At 44.5% G+C, this 18,014-nt stretch carries 19 protein-coding genes and 1 pseudogene; 1 reads left to right on the forward strand and 19 read right to left on the reverse strand.

Translation table 11 applies throughout. The features are described from left to right. Positions 1-62 precede the first annotated feature (62 nt). A complete protein-coding gene (locus NFU07_RS04830) occupies positions 63-605 on the reverse strand; it encodes a DUF2179 domain-containing protein (RefSeq protein WP_235196959.1) in 543 nt (180 codons plus the stop codon). Between the two features lie 186 nt (positions 606-791). After that, positions 792-1,127, reverse strand: coding sequence for a hypothetical protein (locus NFU07_RS04835; protein ID WP_251475400.1), 336 nt, complete (start codon positions 1,125-1,127; stop codon positions 792-794). A 221-nt stretch (positions 1,128-1,348) separates the two neighbouring features. Here NFU07_RS04835 and NFU07_RS04840 point away from each other — a divergent pair, with 221 nt between their 5' ends. Beyond that, positions 1,349-1,906: a hypothetical protein gene (locus tag NFU07_RS04840; protein ID WP_251475402.1), complete on the forward strand. Its 558-nt coding sequence runs from the start codon at positions 1,349-1,351 to the stop codon at positions 1,904-1,906. A 58-nt stretch (positions 1,907-1,964) separates the two neighbouring features. Here NFU07_RS04840 and NFU07_RS04845 read toward each other — a convergent pair whose 3' ends face one another. The 17 genes and pseudogenes from NFU07_RS04845 to NFU07_RS04925 form a co-directional block, all read right to left on the reverse strand. Further along, on the reverse strand, positions 1,965-2,687 hold the full coding sequence (locus NFU07_RS04845) for an amino acid ABC transporter ATP-binding protein (protein ID WP_235196961.1): 723 nt from the start codon (positions 2,685-2,687) through the stop codon (positions 1,965-1,967). Next, positions 2,684-3,340, reverse strand: coding sequence for an amino acid ABC transporter permease (locus NFU07_RS04850; RefSeq protein ID WP_251475403.1), 657 nt, complete (start codon positions 3,338-3,340; stop codon positions 2,684-2,686). Before NFU07_RS04850 ends, NFU07_RS04845 begins: the two co-directional genes overlap by 4 nt. Positions 3,341-3,450: 110 nt before the next feature. Beyond that, positions 3,451-4,269, reverse strand: coding sequence for a transporter substrate-binding domain-containing protein (locus tag NFU07_RS04855; protein WP_251475405.1), 819 nt, complete (start codon positions 4,267-4,269; stop codon positions 3,451-3,453). 292 nt (positions 4,270-4,561) lie between these two features. Next, positions 4,562-4,771: a hypothetical protein gene (locus tag NFU07_RS04860; RefSeq protein ID WP_251475408.1), complete on the reverse strand. Its 210-nt coding sequence runs from the start codon at positions 4,769-4,771 to the stop codon at positions 4,562-4,564. 93 nt (positions 4,772-4,864) lie between these two features. Further along, on the reverse strand, positions 4,865-5,959 hold the full coding sequence (locus tag NFU07_RS04865; protein WP_251475410.1) for an NAD/NADP-dependent octopine/nopaline dehydrogenase family protein: 1,095 nt from the start codon (positions 5,957-5,959) through the stop codon (positions 4,865-4,867). Positions 5,960-6,412: 453 nt separating this feature from the next. Next, positions 6,413-6,790 carry a PLC family EF-hand domain-containing protein gene (locus NFU07_RS04870; protein ID WP_251475412.1) on the reverse strand — a complete coding sequence of 126 codons (378 nt, stop codon included), beginning with the start codon at positions 6,788-6,790 and terminating at the stop codon, positions 6,413-6,415. Positions 6,791-6,880: 90 nt separating this feature from the next. Continuing rightward, positions 6,881-7,570 carry an S-layer homology domain-containing protein gene (locus NFU07_RS04875; protein ID WP_251475414.1) on the reverse strand — a complete coding sequence of 230 codons (690 nt, stop codon included), beginning with the start codon at positions 7,568-7,570 and terminating at the stop codon, positions 6,881-6,883. Continuing rightward, entirely contained in the window at positions 7,542-7,943 is a 402-nt protein-coding gene (locus NFU07_RS04880; RefSeq protein ID WP_251475416.1) for an S-layer homology domain-containing protein, read from the reverse strand. The genes NFU07_RS04875 and NFU07_RS04880 overlap by 29 nt, the downstream gene beginning before the upstream one ends. A 259-nt stretch (positions 7,944-8,202) precedes the next feature. After that, positions 8,203-9,114 (reverse strand): aminopeptidase, encoded by a 912-nt coding sequence (locus tag NFU07_RS04885; protein ID WP_251475417.1) that lies wholly within the window; start codon positions 9,112-9,114, stop codon positions 8,203-8,205. Then, on the reverse strand, positions 9,111-9,971 hold the full coding sequence (locus NFU07_RS04890; RefSeq protein WP_251475419.1) for a DMT family transporter: 861 nt from the start codon (positions 9,969-9,971) through the stop codon (positions 9,111-9,113). Before NFU07_RS04890 ends, NFU07_RS04885 begins: the two co-directional genes overlap by 4 nt. A 41-nt stretch (positions 9,972-10,012) precedes the next feature. Beyond that, the gene (locus NFU07_RS04895; RefSeq protein WP_251475421.1) at positions 10,013-10,681 is read right to left on the reverse strand and encodes an AroM family protein; all 669 of its coding nucleotides are present in this window, start codon (positions 10,679-10,681) and stop codon (positions 10,013-10,015) included. Further along, positions 10,678-11,619 carry a DUF1177 domain-containing protein gene (locus tag NFU07_RS04900; protein WP_251475423.1) on the reverse strand — a complete coding sequence of 314 codons (942 nt, stop codon included), beginning with the start codon at positions 11,617-11,619 and terminating at the stop codon, positions 10,678-10,680. The genes NFU07_RS04895 and NFU07_RS04900 overlap by 4 nt, the downstream gene beginning before the upstream one ends. 13 nt (positions 11,620-11,632) lie before the next feature. Next, positions 11,633-12,682 carry an S-methyl thiohydantoin desulfurase family protein gene (locus tag NFU07_RS04905; protein ID WP_246808436.1) on the reverse strand — a complete coding sequence of 350 codons (1,050 nt, stop codon included), beginning with the start codon at positions 12,680-12,682 and terminating at the stop codon, positions 11,633-11,635. A gap of 12 nt (positions 12,683-12,694) precedes the next feature. Then, positions 12,695-14,257, reverse strand: coding sequence for an OPT/YSL family transporter (locus NFU07_RS04910; protein ID WP_251475425.1), 1,563 nt, complete (start codon positions 14,255-14,257; stop codon positions 12,695-12,697). After that, a complete protein-coding gene (locus NFU07_RS04915; protein WP_246808434.1) occupies positions 14,254-14,901 on the reverse strand; it encodes an aspartate/glutamate racemase family protein in 648 nt (215 codons plus the stop codon). The genes NFU07_RS04910 and NFU07_RS04915 overlap by 4 nt, the downstream gene beginning before the upstream one ends. Positions 14,902-15,028: 127 nt before the next feature. Continuing rightward, positions 15,029-16,621, reverse strand: a complete 1,593-nt coding sequence (locus NFU07_RS04920) for a PucR family transcriptional regulator (RefSeq protein ID WP_251475427.1) — start codon at positions 16,619-16,621, stop codon at positions 15,029-15,031. 255 nt (positions 16,622-16,876) lie between these two features. Beyond that, positions 16,877-17,940: pseudogene (locus NFU07_RS04925) on the reverse strand (SDR family oxidoreductase). Positions 17,941-18,014 lie beyond the last annotated feature (74 nt).

The raw sequence follows: 18,014 nt of genomic DNA on the forward strand, positions 1-18,014 counted from the left end.
AAGCAATTATTCACTAGAGAACACAAAAAACCATTCTCGATTTAAAACCGAGAATGGTTTTTTTAATTAAACAATCTTCCGCGGCGGACCGTGCGGATCCAAAAGCCGCCATGAATCGTTTTGGAATCATTCGCTACAACAAACGCTTGCGGTTCCAATTCCTTAATCGACTGATATAATTTCAGCTCCCGCTTTTTCGGAGTCAATATCTGCAGAGAGCGGCGCGGACCTTCATGCCCATTCGTTTCCCAGTCCGTAACCCCGTAACCCTGCTCACGCAATTGCTTGGCCAAGTGATCGGAATTGTCCGGTGAAACCACCGTAGCCGTTACATAGCCCAAGGTCAATTTGTCTTCAATAATAGAGCCGACCACGACCCCAGCTCCGAAACCGACCGCATATGAAATCAAGTTTTGAATTTGCGAAATGTTTTCCAGCACCAATCCGAGGCCGAGAATATTAATAATGACCTCGATAACGGATAACCCAGCTGCCAAATACCGATAGCCTTTCATCATCAAAATCATGCGGACCGTCGACAAAGTCACATAGACGATACTGATCATGAAAATGACAATAACTAATACAATAGGATTTAAGCCCAAATAGAAACCCTTCTTCCTAATAGTTTATATTTTCCATATACTATTTTGATTTATGTACCTTTTCCCGCTCATCTTCCCCTTAAACGTGAAATTGCAAAAATGTGAACCAAATACGATGGCAGAATAACTTCCTACCCGTTTAAACAATAAAAAAATGCCTTCCCGTAAAAGGAAGGCAGCTCGATTTCATTCAACTGTGACGTTGCGTTTCGGATGTGGTTTTGTCACATCAACTGCATACACTTTGATCTTATTAACCATCAAATCACGGATTCCGTAAATCGGACGGTTATTCTTTTCAATCGCTTCGATGTAGGCATTCATATGCTCTTGGACTAAAACCCCAACCGGCTTGTCCTTATAAGCATCGTTCATTTGAACTTGGAATGATTTTTCAAAATAAAGATTGGACACTTCAAGTGCTTTCAAGGTGTCCCCTTCAAGATGCGTGCCGACCACTTCGTAGTAATTTCCATATTCGTCGCGCACTAAATCAGAAGCAACAATATGCTGCATGCTCATCTATTCCAGCTCCTTTAATCTATAAGTATCGGAAGAATTAGCGGCTTACCAAACCCGTCTAAAACTATCTATCCTCTATTAACGTTCCCATCCTCTGCTGCCGTTAAACTTTTTCTCATGTTCTACAAACAAGAATTATAAATCTGCTTCACTAAATCAGGAAAATAATGGTTATAATAGATGGAGCTCTCATTCTTATTTTTAATGGAGGTTTTCAATATATGCGTAAAAAAATCATTGTTCTGCTCCTCTTAATAGCTGGAGGAAGCTACATAATTTACTATAACAACCAGTACTCGATTGTGGATGAGAAAGCATCCATTGAAGCGGCTTTAACAGAGTGGCTAAATAGAGTGCCAAGAGAAACTTATAAGCCTATTGTCATCCAATTTGATCATTTAGCCGAAACAACTAGTCATGTTGTGCTTTATACCCATGACACTGGTGGACAATTCGTAGGTTATGCCCAACTGATAAAAGGATGGAACGGAAAATTCAAAATCCATCAATCTGGGGAAGGCAATAATATTGTCTCTTATAATTTTGTTAACACAGACAGTGGCCGCTACGGAATTATTATCGGCAGCAATCCGGAATTCCAGATAGACCGGATAAGCGCAAGTGCTTATGAAGAAGACTTTACAATGACAGAAGATGTCCCCAAGAAAGAAACATTTATCATTTACAGAAGATTACCTGACAAGCTAAAACAGCCTTTGTTGCCTTATTTGACACTCTTAGATAAAGACGATAAAGAGATTACGTCCCTTTGGAAATAGGATAGCAAACGAAAAGAAGAACAGCTTCCGGACCTCTCCGAGAGCTGTTCTTCTTTAGCTATAAAACCTTACTCAAAAACGACTTCGTCCGCGCATGCTGCGGCCGGGCAAATAATTCAGACGGCACATTCTCTTCGACAATATAGCCGCCGTCCATGAACAAGACGCGGTCACCCACTTCCCGGGCAAAGCCCATTTCATGCGTGACGACGATCATTGTCATGCCTTCAAGCGCGAGTTGTTTCATAACTTCAAGCACTTCCCCGACCATTTCCGGATCGAGCGCTGACGTCGGTTCATCAAATAGCATGATTCGCGGTTCGAGCGCGAGTGCCCGGGCAATCGCGACGCGCTGCTTTTGGCCGCCGGACAGCGAATCCGGATAAGCGTTGGCTTTTTCGACAAGCCCGACTTTTTTCAATAAAACCAAGGCTTTCTCTTTTGCCACTTTCGGGCTTTCCTTTTTCACCTTCATCGGCGACATGGTGATATTCTCCAAAACGGTGCGGTGCGGAAACAAGTTGAATTGCTGGAACACCATGCCGACATCGGTACGGATTTTATTGATATTGGTCTTTTTATCGGTGATGTCGACGCCTTCAATGTAGACGTGTCCGTCCGTGATGCTTTCAAGCAAATTGATGCAGCGGAGGAAAGTGGATTTTCCGGAACCTGAAGGGCCGATGACGACGACCACTTCTTTCGGCTGAATATCCACAGAAATGTCTTTCAAGACTTCATTATCCCCGAAGGTTTTCTTTAAATTTACGACTTTGATCATTCTGTAGCCAACCTCTTTTCTAAACGGCCCAACAGATAGCTCATCGACAGCGTCAGGATGAGGTAAATGAGCGCTGCTGTTAAGTAAGGCTCCCAAATTTTATAGTATTGCCCTTGAAACGCACGACCCCAGTACATCAATTCCGGCACGGTGATGACGGCGAGCAGGGAAGAATCTTTCAATAGCACGATGAATTCATTGCCAAGCGGCGGTACCATCCGCTTGAACGCTTGCGGCAAGATGACGTAGCGCATCGCCTGGGCGTGGGTTTGCCCGAGCGAACGCGCGGCTTCCATTTGCCCCCGGTCGATTGACTGGATGCCGGCCCGGAAAATTTCTGCAATATAAGCGGCGGCATTCAACGTCAACGCTACAATCCCGGCCACTATCGCATTGGTCTGTCCGATGACTAGCGGAATCAAGCCGAAGTGGATCAATAGAATTTGAACGAATAAAGGCGTCCCCCTGAAAAAGGTGATGTAGAGAATAAAAGGCAGCGCCAGCAATTTGTTGCGCATGATTTTCCCCATGCCGATGAGTAACCCAAGAATAGTGCCAAGCAAGATCCCCACGAGCGAAACGCCAATGGTATATAATGCGCCTTTCAGGAAAAAAGGCATGTAGTCGATGATCAAATCCATCCGAAAATCCATAAATCGCCCTCTCTTTCTTTATTCCGCTTGCGTGCAGCGGAAGAACCGGATTTTCCTGACAAAAATTGCGCAACACCTAGAATCGGAGTTGCGCAATTGGAGCTGTTTTATTATTGCTGCGCTTTTAAGGTTTCAAGATCCGGTTCGGTGCCGAACCATTCCTGGTAGATTTCCGTATAGGTGCCGTTATCGATAATGGCTTTGATCGCCTCGTCAAAATCAGCTTTCAGCTCGCTTCCTTTCGGGAAAAGAATGCCGTAGAATTCATCTGCAAAATCTTCATCCGTCACGACTTTCAAGTTCTGCTCCGGATTCATCTGCGTATAGTATTCAACTACGGTATTATCCGCAATAACCGCATCCGCTCCGCCTGCCAGAAGTTCTTGGATCGCCAAGTTATTATCGGCAAATTTCAAGACGTCGGTGCTGTTTTCACCGGCAATCGTTTCAGCCGCTTCCTGCCCTGTTGAGCCGTTCAATACCGCGATTTTCTTTCCTTTCAAATCTTCGCCGCTCTCTACATCACTGTCTTCCGGAACCATGATCATATTCGTCGACAAATAATAAGGGACGGAGAAATCATATGTCTCTTTCCGCTCATCGTTGATTGTGATGGACGACACCGCAAGATCGGCCGTTTTCCCTTCAATCTCAACAAAGATCGGCTCCCAGCCGATGACTTCGATATCTGCTTCGTAGCCTGCTTCTTCAACGACCGCTTCCGCAAAATCAACGCCGAAGCCTGTGACTTCACCGCCGTCCAAGTATTCCATCGGTGCATAGGCCCCGTCTGTTACGAGGCGCAGTTTTTCTTTCTCGCCGCCGGAATCCCCTGAACTTCCGCCCGCCGTCTCCTCTTCTCCGCAAGCAGCCAGTGCAAGCGAAAGCGTCCCCATCAAAACTAAACTGATTAACGACCTTTTCTTCATTTGTCATTTCCCCCTTTGTCTCTATGCATTTCCTCCACGTACTGACGACAGTACGGCAAAACCATCCCTTAAAAATAAATACTAAAAATCTTAAATAATCCATTACTTAATCCCTTGAAAAAATACAGGAACTAAAGACGAAATTACTATATTGAATGAAAATTTTTAATTATTAAAATACTATCAACGGAATCTATTTCCGTCAAGCACATCTTTTGCTTGCAACATTTTAGACAAACGAAAAGCATGAACCCAAATCGGTTCATGCCCCTCAATTATTATTGTGGAAATCCTATCGTTTTGTTTCATTCTTCACGAATGTCTTTTCACCTGTACGATGGTCTTCGATGATTTTGTCTTCTGTTGGAACGTCTTCGGAGCCTTCATCCGGTGCGTTCTGGAAATTCTTATCCGTCTGCGCATCCGGATCTTTATCGCCTCGAACCATTTGCTTCGCTTTCTTCGCAAATTTATCGATTCCTGATTCTCCGTTTTCAGCCATACTGAACGCCTCCTTCAATCTTTATTTATTCCTTTCCCGTTCACTCCATTAAAAAAACGCATCAGAGAAAATCTCCGATGCGCGCATGATGCCTTAAACCCTTTCAACTTCCTTTTGAACAAAGCTGTCAGTTAAAATCATCTCTATATTTTCAATGCCGAGACGCGTCGGCGTCCGTCCTTGCGTCCGCATATCCCGATTGAGTGCCGCTGAAGCCATTTCAATGAGTGATGTGCAGATCGGCGTCGCAACGGACAGTTGTTTGCCGAGTGCTTCTAACATCACAAGCCCTTCCAGTACATCTTCTGTAATATAGCGGGAATCGACTTTCACCGGGCCTTTTGCACGGGTCGGCATCGCTGCATACCAGAAGAAAACTTCCTTTACATCTTCCGTATCGTCCAAGGTGTTGCGGTATTTGCAAGCTTCGACATACGAAAGCCGAGGAAAACCGAGCTTTTCCAAGACATCCATCTTTTCGCTGTCCAGCTTCTCTAGAATGTTCCAGACGCTTGGCGTAAAGACTTCATGGTACATGACGTAATCGCCGTTCGTTTTTTCGATGCGCGGCATGCTCATGATGGCGCCGACCGTGTGGACGATCAAGTTCGGATTATGGAGCGCCGCTTCTACGACGGAAGACAAGTAAACGAACGGGAATCCGAGCGCTTCCAAATCGCCTTTCACCGCTGGAAGATTTGCTGCTGGATAAACGCCAAGCGGATTGCGCACGTTTCGGAATCCGACTTTGATGAGCCCCGGCTCTAAGATGCGGCAATCGAGGAACGAACTTTCTGCTTCGACGATGGTGATTTTTTTCCCAGAATTGTATTTCAACATGTAAGCGGTCGACAAGTACCCCGGATTGATGAGCACAATCTGGCCGTCAACCAAATACTTCGACATTTTAGCGATCAACTCTTCGTGATAATTCGTTTGAATGTAAACGATTACAATTTTAGCTTCGGACAACTCCGCTAATTCTTTCGTGACATGAGCGATTTTCGCCGTCTTGATTTCCTCTTTTTCGTGAATCCGCACTTCCCCGTCGTGATCCAATAAATGCTGGAAGTTTTCATTGTGCATCGAATTCGATGTCTTGATCAATGTCACTTCATGCCCCTTTAGCGATAGATCAGCTGCTACTGCACAGCCGCCATTTCCTGCTCCCAATACCGCAATTTTCATCTTGCATTCCCCCTTATTTATCTACCTATTTGATATTTCCATAGCTGTAGATATCTGTAAATCCAGAACAATAAAATAAACCCATTCCCTCTAATGGAATCGATTTTTCAACGCCTGGCTATTCACGTGTTTATTCTAGATGCAAAGATTCAAATCACAGCCTAACTTTCCGTGATTTCCTAATTTTTAGTATATCACAGTAATTTTATTGTCCGATGTTTCTACACAATTGTCTGGCTCCGGTTCATGAGTAAAATCAGCGTTCAGCAGTGTAGAAAGAAAGACTAATTTCAGCAGACTGGACTTAGCCCAATAAATCTTATTGCTTATACAATTTGATCCGATTATTAAAGACTCTAAAGAAGCCAAGCAGAGAACAAAAGGATTTCCGCTTGGCTTTTCAATTGATTTGACTGTCCTAAGGTTAACCAAATCCCTATAATATCCCCTCTCTCAAAAAGGCAAATCCCCAAGCCGGCTGTCCTTCGCTTCCCTCTCCTGTTCAGCCAGGAATTCACTGAAATGCTCCCACGTCGAATAACGGGGATCAGCTGCTTCATGGGATGTGAACATTTCAGCGAGAAATTTGCCGAAGGCGTCCGGCCGCGCTTCGTGGTCCCAGACCATTTGAAAGTTTTTGCTGTAGGTGACGCGGTTGAAGTTGCCGAAAATCTGGGTGAGTGCGCTGACCAGTGAACGGATTTTTGATAGCGATGGCTTTTCCATAAAGCGGTTGTCGCTGTAGACGAGTCCATCCCGGTCCATCAAGCGTACACTGAAAGACAAGTCATAATCCTCTAATACGAGTACTAAATTATTCTTTCCGAACATCTCCCCACCTCCTGTACTTTCACCATACAAAAGAGTCCGACTGTGCGCAAGCACACGGTTCGGACTCTTGCTGGCAGTAACTTCAACTATTTATCGCACATTCACCAATTCCATTTCCACTCGTCCTTGCGCATTGACCGATTTGACGGTCGCATAGCCCTCCACCATATAGTATTTGAGGCCGCTTTGCGTCATCACTTCTGTCGCATTCGTAAACGTTTTATATTTGGTCGTTACGGTTTTATTGACTCCGGTGATGGTGTTTTTGATGATTTCATCTCCGAGTCCGGTATCAAAAGTCCTGCCGACACGAACCGGATATGCGAGCGCGATGTCGTATTCGGAATACGGATAGCCATAGGCAAAGATACTATAGTTTTCAAGCTCCAAGTATTCGTAAGAATCACCGTCGACTTGCGCTGTCCACATAAATCCGTAGACGAGCCCGTCGCGGTTCGGCACATTCTGATAGCGATGGACAGCTGTCGTTCCATCAGACATTTGATAAGTGTAGGTTTTCGTCTTGTCTTTCAAGTAGGAATCGGGAATCACCGCATCATTTTTAAATTTCGGTTCAAGTGCCCGTGCGAGAAACGCAGAAAATTGGCCGCGTGTGACGGCTTGGCGCGGGCGGAATGTATTGTCAGGGTAACCAACGGTGATGTTCGCAGCGAGAATTTTGCTGATGGCTTCGGAATAGACGGCATTCGGACCAACGTCTTCGAACGAAGAATTGAACGTGAACGCCAGATCAAAAACCCGCTCGATGATCAATGCCATATCCCCCCCGGATAATTGGCGCGTTCGGCCGAAACGTCCCGTCGCCGTAGCCCCTCAGATAACCTGCTCCTGCTGCATCTGCAATATAGCCGCTCGCATAATGAGCGCTCGGCACATCCTTAAATGGCGTCATCCCTTTCGCACCGTCAAAACCTTTCAAACGCCCGATCATGACGGCTGCTTGTGCCCGTGTGACTTCCGCGTCCGGCCGCATCGTGCCATCGGAATAGCCGCTTACGACGCCTTTTTCCATTAAATATGTCATTTCATCGTAGAAAGCGTGTTTTTCCGGTAAATCGGGAGGCGCTGCCGCTGCTGGGAGCGCAAGAAACAAAGACAGTAAGACGATTACGAGAGATAATAGCTTTTTCATAATGCCACTCCTTTGCTGATTCGATTGGTTGTTAATTTCATTCTACCGTTGAAAGTTATTAAAATCTATATTATTTATTAAATATTCAGAAAATATTAAACGAAGAATTCTTTCTTAGAATCTTTTAAGAAATATAATGAAAATAAACTAGAAAAAAACAATGTGCAATCGCTAACTTAAACTGGAAAAATCCATGCCTCTGACTGCTTAATCTTAGTGCAGAGGCATGGATTTCTTTTTGATTATAGAAGTAATATTCTTATTCCCAATCCAGTTCAGGATTTCGAGTCACACAATCAATATGGACATTTGTTTTAATCGTTCCGCCAAACGTGTGGTTGGAGCCGAATGCGATATGAATCGTATTATAGGCTTTTTCATCTTCGAGGATATTTCCAATGACACGGGCGGCATGATTCGTTCCGATGCCAAGTTCACAAAGAAGACGGCCGTCGCCATCCCCCAGCAGTTCCAACAACTTTCCTCCTTGTTCACCGGTCGCTTTTATCAGACGTCCTTTGTCAATAGTCAGTATGATAGGTTCCTGCACCAAGCCTATTCCAGCTATAGAGCCATTGATTTCAATTTCCCCTTCCGACTTCCCTTCTACTGGAGCAATATATGCCTCCCCTGAAGGAAGGTTGCCGGAAGCGCCTTTTTCTTTAAATACGCCGGTACTCGGCACCCCATCGCGGCCATCCATTTCAATTTTCAGCCTCAGTCCGTTGCCTGTCTGGATAGACAGAGATCTAGCTTTTGTTAATTTCTCCGTCATATCTATCGTCTCTTTTTCCACCTTGCTGTAATCGGCACTCATCGCACCGTTTAAAAACATCTCTTCCGTTATGCCTGGCATCGTGATGACGCTGATTCCTTTTGCATTCGCTGTTTTTCTGGCAACTGTATGAGTTAAGGAATGTTTGGTCAGACAAAATACTGCATCAAAATTCAACATGAGATTTGCAGTTTCCTCTGGAGGTTCTTCACCCGATTTCGTTCGATCTTCCATAATATGAATTTCTATATTCCATTCATCTTTTTTCAACGCCTCTGCAAATTTAATGCCTAAAGACATCGTGCTTTGGTCAGCCAGCACCAATACTGAGCTTTTCTTGTCCAATGAAAAATTACCGCTCATCAACTTTTTAACTGTCGTATTAAAATCTGTCATATTCGTTTGCCCCTTTTTGAAAGATATAGTCCACCCAGTACAAAAACCAATGCGATAAGCGTTCCTCCGCCAAGTGGTTCATGTAACAAGAATACGCCTAAAATCAACGTAGTGAAAGGCATCAAATAAGTAATCAGCAGAGCGAAAACCGCCCCGCCATTTTTGACTAAATAATAAAAAAGAATATTGCCGAGACCTGAATTGAAAACTCCTAATATGAAAAAGAGCATTAAATTTGTCGAATTGAACAGGCCTTTATAGCTTGATGGGTCTATTGAAAGCATAAAAAAACTAGTAAAAACGGTTCCAACCGCCATCGCAACAAAGGAAATGGTGACAACAGAGTATCCCTTTAAATATTTCCCTGCCAAAACGGCTGATAGCGCATACATATTAACCGAAAATAATAAGAGCATTGCACTGCTCATTTGAAAATCGATTGCTTCTTCGGAACCGATAAGAAAAGCAATGGCAATGCCGGCGAAGCCAATCAATACACTTAAAACTTCTTGCCTGCTCACCTTTACTTTAAAAATCAGGCTGCTCAGCAAAATCCCAAAAATCGGTCCAGTAGCATTCAACACAGAACTCACGGTGGTATCAAGTCCACCCATACTGATACTCATGAAAGTCCATGGAACACCTGCACTGATAAGGGAAATAAAAATCAGCAGGGGAACTCTTTTAAATTCATCTTTTCTTTTTTGCCATATGAAAAAAGGAAGCAAAGCAAGACCGCCAAATAGACATCTAAAAAAGACAATTGATACAGGATGGAAATCGGGCAGCAGCATCTTCGTCAAATAGAAAGTGGAACCCCACAACAAACTCAAACTCAGCAAAGCGATTATTGGCATCTAACTCCTCCTACCAAAAAAGATCCGGCACGCCGGATCTACTAACTTAAATATTCTGCAGCGATGCGAGCCACTAAAGTCCTCGGCAATAGGACAGACAAGCCGCTTCCTTTTACCGCTTCTTCTTTATGAAATTCGTTGTAGCCCATGCAATCCATGACAATGACGGAAGCGCCCTGTTCTTTCAGTTTTTGAGCTGCTCCACGTATGTCGCTTTCCTCATAGGGCGAAGCCACTTCAGTTTTCAGTTCTATATTAGGTTGATGCCATTTTTCCAGCAAGCTTCCCCGTTGTTCTTCCAACGGGATAATCAGTCCAAGCGTACCATTGTCCATCAAAGACTGTACGGTCGCATTTAAAATTTTATCCGGATAAATAATCGGCTTAGCAGCTGTAAGGCTCGGGAAATCGCCCGTACACAGCATGATTGTGACCTCTGTTTGCTCTTCTAATCGACTCAGTTCATCTTGCAGCAAAGGCAACAGTTTCGATTTCCCAATTTTAATCGATGCGCCGTTTCTTAATTTAGAGATATAGATCGTGTCTACAGTTCCCGGGGAAACCAAATGCATTTCATCGTCCTTTAAAATGTCCAATCCTCCTGCTTCGATGATGCCAACTCCCTCACCTAAAATACGCTGAATAGAAGGCGTTACATCAGTACGCGGTGACTGTCCAATCGTCAAAACACCAACTTTTGAGCGTGTCATGATTCAGCTTCTCCGTATGTTTGGAGATGGCGCATAGAACCGTATAAGCTTTCAAGATGATTAAATTCATTCCTATCATAGAAATCAATCTGGCCTTGGGTAAATTCTTTTGCCGTTTCAATTGCAAAACGGACTGCCTGAGCAATATCCACTTCATGCGTTGCCCCTGTCCCTGACCCTGGAACCGCTGATTTTGCCGTTATGGCAAGGCCGACCACTGGGGCCTGGGTTGCGACAGCTGGCTGAAGGATGCTATTAATATGATAGACATCATTACCGTATGGCGTTATATCCTGCATCGTCACTGCAAAAGTTACAGGCAGTTCGCCGGTTGTCATTTCCATGATGCGCAGCAATTCATTATTGAACTTCAGGATATAGCCCGATTTTACAGTCGGGGATAAGGCAATGCCCCGGTGATTGATGACTTTATTGCCTTTTGTCGTATCTATGGAAAGCACAGCTTCCATTTCAGGCAATACTTCGTACTTGTTCATGCTTAAGATATCTACGGGAGATCCCATGAAATCGACAGGTTCATGCGGCTGAGTCGGCGCATCCGGACAAATATGAGTTGTAATATAGACATCTCCCGGTAACCGGTCGCCTCTTACAGACATTTTCGCCAATTTCAAAGCAGTGGTTACAGCGGCTGCTGCACCATCGCCGTCTGATACAAAACCGATTCGTGCCGGCCTTGCACCTAGCCCGCCTAATCTCCCGACCACTCCAAAAGTAGGAGCATTTCCCCCACCCGCTTTACCTTCCGTTCCTTTAATAAGAATTTTCACAAAGTCTGTGTTCCCTTTTTCTCCTGTGACTGTCTGGTATGTTGCTTCGGCAAATTCGAAGTCTTTGAATAATTCCACTACATTTTTTCCGCTTGCTTTTGAATCGTCCAATAGTTCCAAGACGTCCATTGTGTCTTTTAAAGCCATGAGCTCCACTCCCTTAGATGATTTTCTTTTCGACGATCGGTTCGATTGCTTTCAATAATTTTAAGTTGAACATTGTAGAGCTTAACTTCAAATTTTCCTTAGGCACTGAGATTACAGCGATATTCATATTATCTTCAATTTCTGCACTGACGATCGGCATTCCCGTATCCGCATTAAACGTCATGATCAAATCCGGGAAAGTCCCTCTGCGTTCACCATTCATTTCAACGGTCATATATTCATTCCAGAAGGTCAGTTCTAAATCATCAATTTGGACAAAACCGACATCAAAACCGTTAATTGCTTTCAGTTCAAATTTACTTACTTTGCCCGAATGGATGATGCGTCCTTTCAAATAGGAAGCTGCCGTTTCAATTCGCTCCGGCCCTTCAGGAGCTCCCAAGAATGCGGCTCCTAATTCAATAGCTTGTGTAATCCCGCCAATGGCGGCATTTTCTTTAATGTAAGCAACATCAACCGGATTGCGACATACGCCAACCATCCCCCCCGCTTGAACGGATAGCGAGCGGATAGCACTCGATGATAAATCAAGGGAAGCTGTAACGACCCCTTCCACTTTTTTCGCTCCGGCACCACCTGAAAAGGTTTGGATCGATTCATAACCTTCCAGTTCCGATAAGTTCAACGATCCCATCGAACCTGTTGGATGAGCGCGCCCATTGCATGGCGCATCCAGAAAAGGCAATCCAGTCATGGCAGCTTGCAGCCATCCGTTAATCGTTGTTGCCGCACCATTTTCATTTGTCATCAAGGCTTTTAATGGTTTAGGGAATTCCTTTTGCATACGGAGCACCGTATCCACCATTTGCTCAGCACTCACAAACTGCTCTTTAGCGGAAGGTGCACCGACAAGAGAAACGCACGCGATGAAATCATCATCATTCAGCTCTTCTACTGATACTAAGCGTGGAGAGCCCGATTCAAAAATCAGTTCCGCTTTTTCAAGGCCGTCTTTGATCCAGCCTCCACCTCCACCGCCAAGGATACATCCTCCGTACACCGCGTTTACTGCATCTTCAATCGTTAAAATTTTGGTTAACATTTCTTCTCCCCCTTATCTTGCTTTCCAAATCGACGTAAAGAAGCTGTAAATAGCATCTCCGGCGATAAATCCTGCTGCTGTTGTATACATCGCATTTTCCGCTTCTGGCCCTTTGACTTTCAAAATCGTAATGCGGATAAGAATTCCGATTATTACTGCCCAACCGGCAATCGGATTGATAATTAATAGACCCGTTGATAACATGATTCCCAATTGCCTTTTCGGTCCACCAATTAATTGAATGATGGCACCTGGAATAGCCCATAGGAGCAATAGCATGCCGACATCACCCGTCAACCCCACTTCAATAGTTGTCGCATATACACGGTCGACCGGCGGCACAAGATCCTGCTCGAAAAATGATTGGGCAAAGATGCTGACCATTGCTACTGCGACGGCAAAACCGATCAGGGAACTTTTCAATTGCTGGCGGCGGCCATGCAGCTCGGCGGCGATGTCAGCGCCTTTACGGATGATGACACCGGATTTGAAGTCATAGCCTAAATCAGCAAATGCTGGACCTGTTGCTGCTGTAAATCCTGTTAATAATGCTAAAGCCACTGGCGGGAAGCCTAACATCATTCCGATCAGCAAAGCGATCAAAGTCACGGCAAAGGCCGGGAACCAGCCTGAATGCATTGCCGCAATTCCGACGATGATTTCACTGACAAGCGCTGCGAATGCTGCGAATAGGACAAACAAAAGCGTTTGCCATAACGGCATATCCGCTACGATGCCGCCCAGGACCGCCACCAAAGCGGCACCGCCAAGGTAAAGCGCAAAACCGATGCCGAAACCTCTTTTCGCATCTGCTTCAGAACGTGTATAGACATGGTCTCCTTCGACATGCTGTTTCACTTTTTCTTTGTTTGACCGCACCAACGTCATGACGAACTGCAAAAGGGCCACAATCCCAGCGCCAATCATCATGCCATGAGGAATATACAATTCGTTCAAATCGATTCCAAATAATTGCACAGAATAGCCTCGCAGCAATAAACCGATACCGAACATCGCCAACGCCCAAATGTTTCCGATAAAAGCTACTCCGAAAGCGGACATCGCAATCCCGAAATGAGAACCAATCATTCCCCCTAAAATCCCGAGACCCAAGTACTTTGCTTTTGTTCCGCCTTCATCTCCGGCTTTCAAAGCTTCGGCTGTCGCGATTCCAGGCGGCCAAGGCTCATTTGAACCGAATAATTTCGAATCGAAAACTTTGTAAAGAATGAATACATCAATGAATAAGGCAATTCCTGCACCGATTAGCATCGGAACCATTAGTTCCGGCATTCCCATGACATAAGGCAGTCCAATCGGTATCAGTAAACTATTTGCCGCACCGAACGTCGCTGCTGAAATGGTCGTCTGAACCAAGTTCTGGTTTTCCAGTGAACGATATTTATAAAACATCTGCATTGGAATTCGAGCAATCATCATCGCAATTAATGCTCCAATGATCGAAGTATTCGGCGTAATCCCAAGCGAAGTAATCAACTGCATCCCGATGATTGCCCCGAAAGCGGCAATCACAATTGAAAATAAGATAAATGGCAAATCAAAGGTTTTTTTCATTTAGAATCCTCCTTGCCTATCAATTGATAGGCGATTGCCTGCGCTTCAACTAAATCGATAACCGGGATTTTGATATGCAGAGTCAAATAATCTTTTAAGCGAATGGTCGAAAATCCTGTACAAGCGAATAAAATAACATCTGCACCTTCATCTATTAAACTTTCTACAACACGCAATAACTCTTCTTTCGCTCCGTCATTAAATAAATCAGTGGTTTTCCGCAATTCTGATGAAAATCGATGCTTGAAAAACCGCTGGCCAAGCTCTTCTTTCATCCTGCTCGGCGGTTCATCTGTGATGCCGACGATCCCCACTTTACTGCCGACCATTGCAGCTGCATGGGCACCGCTGACCCCCGCTCCAAGTATCGGCAAATCGACTTGCGCTCTTGTTTCCTCCAACGCCGGGTCGGCAGCACAGCTTATGGTAATGGCATCCAATTTATACTTTCTGCTCATTTCCTTCGCAAGCTCGACTATTTTCGGTATCGCTTCCCGTTCAGAAGCATCGTCAAAAATGCCATTCGGCTGACTTCCGATACAGTGGGTCACCGTCTTGGCGAAGGATTTTTCTTCGATTTTTTTCCCATGTTCTTGTAAGACCTCTTCATTATCTGTTGTAAGTACACGTATAATCCCTAACATGATTTCATCCCCCTTTTGAAAAATTATAAATAGTGACACTACTTATTTATATGCAAAAGATAGGAAAAGTATTCAATTGCCCATTGCTCACTTTTTCACCACATCAAAAAGGCGGAATCATCCGCCTTTAGTTTAACTCTTTCAATTTGATGCAAAACTGTAAAATAAACCGATGTTCTGCATTATCTAAATCCATCATCAGCAGTTCCTGAATTTTTTGGAGGCGATAGGTCATCGTCCGCCTATGGATAAATAGTTTTTCCGCCGTGCGTGATACGTTTCCGTTTTCCTCTAAATATGTCTTCAAGGAAATAAACAATTCATTATCGGCCTGGCTGATTTCTCCAAGAACCGATTCAATATAATTCCTCACTTGAGGTTCCTCATTCAATTGAAAAAGTATTTCGTACACGCCTAGTTTGTCTTGCGAATAAACGAGTTCTTTCGGCTGGATTTTCAATCCAATTTCCATGGTTTTAACAGCTGAACGGAGATTGCCGTTAAATTTCTTTGAATGGTTAAACGGCTGGCTGATAGCAAGCCGAAAGCCGTTATCTGGGAATGCTTCGTTGCTCTTCACTGCAATTTCAATCCATTGCTGGATGATTTTTTGGTAGTGTTCTTCTTTACAGACGATTAATGCATAATACTGCTGATATTTTTCAAAAATGAGAGTCGAGGCATTCTCCGCTTTTCTGCTGCAGAATTGAAGCCAGTGCCGGCACAGGCAGGAATAATCCAGCAGCGACATCACCGGGTAATTGCTGGCATCCATTGTCCGGCCCCTAAAGCAAAGCACCAACGCCCGTTCATCTGGCTGGATGCTGTTTTCTCCATTCGTAAACTTCTCTAAAGCTTCTAAATCCTGCATCCGATCTTTTTGAAAATTCAACTGTTCTTTCAGTATCAGTTCAGCCATGCTTACGCCCACTTGAGCGATGTGATGGGAAGTTATTGCCTCAAAGGCAGTCTGTCCCTTGTGCAATAAATGGAGGGTTCCAAAGACATTGTTTTTTGAAACCAACGGAATTATATAACGGGTTCGCTGCCCCTCCATTTTGAATTCAATAATTTTCTTCGTCTGAAATTCAATTCGCCATTGTTCCAGTACTTTAGGGTACTGTTCATAGCGAGGCTCCGAAAACAATAACACTGAATTACGCCATTTATCTGGCTGGAATCCATTGCATATATATAATAACTTTCCTTCCATGTCTTCGATATACACGGGTGAGTCTGTCAGTTTCTCTAAAAAGTTAAGTGCTTTCTTTACCGTAGGAAAATCAGTATCATCAAACTCACTAAACGGGTTGGCCGACTGGTCGATTTTCATTTTCTTTTCTTCGTACAGCCGCTCATATAATGGCGTTAATACATTGATATAAGACACATTTTTAGGCAAAGCAATAATCGGAAACGAAGATTCATCAGCTAACCGGATCATTTCTTCCGGCAATTCATTCACGAATCTCCCTATTTTGATGACAATTCCTGCTGCTTTCTTGTCAATTAATGTTCGAAGCACCTCTACCTGCTTGTCCGGATTTTCACTGATCGAGTAAAAAGCAGTCATCACCAGAATCCCTTCATTAATCCAAGAAACCACTTCCGGCACTTCCATCACTTCAATCGACCTTATTTCTCTGGACCCTCCAGCTTTCCCAGCAATCAAAACCCCTTTCGCTAGCTCCCCAATCCGTAAGGCTTCTTCCATGATCATCGGAACCCCTCCTCTATATTTATATAATTTTATCAGAATATAAAAAGTAGTATATATAGTTAATCAATTAAATATTACTACCAGTAAAATGAAGAAGTAAGTTTCTTTTTTAGATTCAGAATAATTGTTAATTATATCCAAATAATACCTACCTTCCAATTTATATAAAAAATCCATTTCCAGAGAATTCTCTTCTCCGAAAATGGATTTTAAGATTTCTTATTTGCTTGTAAACCAATAAACAAAGATTCCCCTTCAATACCGCTTCTTAAAAGCCGCATTCCAAATCATCGATCCAGCCCCGGCGAGGACCGCTGCCGCAATCACCGGATGCTTTTCAGCTGTCGCATACAAACTTTTCGAGCGGACCCAGCCGGTATTCGTGCCTCTTTCATGCATGCCGTAGCCCGCTTCGTACAAGGCGTTGTCTTCAACCGATCGCGACGGACGTTCCGATTGCTGGGTGCGGAACATTGTCAGCTCCATGAATTTATCCATGAAGCGCGGTGAGACATTTCCAACGAATGCGCCGAACTTCGCCTGGAAACCGACGAACATATCACGTTTCGGATGCGCAGCTGCAAAAAGAATGGCATCCGCTACCGCTTCCGGTGCGTACACATCATGCCGATATGGGCTGGCTGCTTTTCAAGGTAGCTGCGTGCGTGTTCATTGTAAGGCGTATCGATCCGTCCTGGACGAACGAGCGTAACCGAAACCGGCGCTTTTTCCTTCTCGAGCTCCATCCGCAAATTTTCTGTAAAGCCGTGAACTGCGAACTTGCTTGCCGAATATGTTGATTGCAGTACAACGCCCCGGTCGCCGTAAACCGTCCCGATATTGATCAAGGCACCCGGCTCGCCGCGTTCTTTGAAATGATTGACGGCTGCTCTGGAACCATAGACAACACCCCAGAAATTTGTATCGAAATCCCCCTTCATGTCGTCAATCGTGACGTCCATCGCTTTCCCAAAAATCGACACGCCGGCATTATTGACCCACGTATCAAAACTTCCAAATTCCCGGATCGCCGTTTCTGCAATCCGGTTGACGTCTTCTTCCTTGCCGACATCTGCCTTCACCCAAACTGCCGAATGCCCTTCACCCGTCAGCTCGTCTGTCAATTGCCGCAGCGCTTCTTCGTTCCGTGCAACAACGACGACTTTTGCGCCTTTAGCTGCGGCCATGCGCGCCGTCACGAGCCCGATACCGCTTGAGGCCCCCGTAATAACGATAACCTGATCTTCTAATTTCTTTAAGGATAGCTTCTTGAATAGACCCTTTTGGCTGCTTGCAAGAGCTGAAGTTTTTCCATTCATGCTGATCCCTCCTAAAAATTGTATGGTCGTCTATTACCCGATTTCGAGGAGGGTAAGCACATTAAAGGGTATTC

It is taken from the genome of Planococcus sp. NCCP-2050 (assembly GCF_023708025.1).
GTDB lineage: Bacteria > Bacillota > Bacilli > Bacillales_A > Planococcaceae > Planococcus.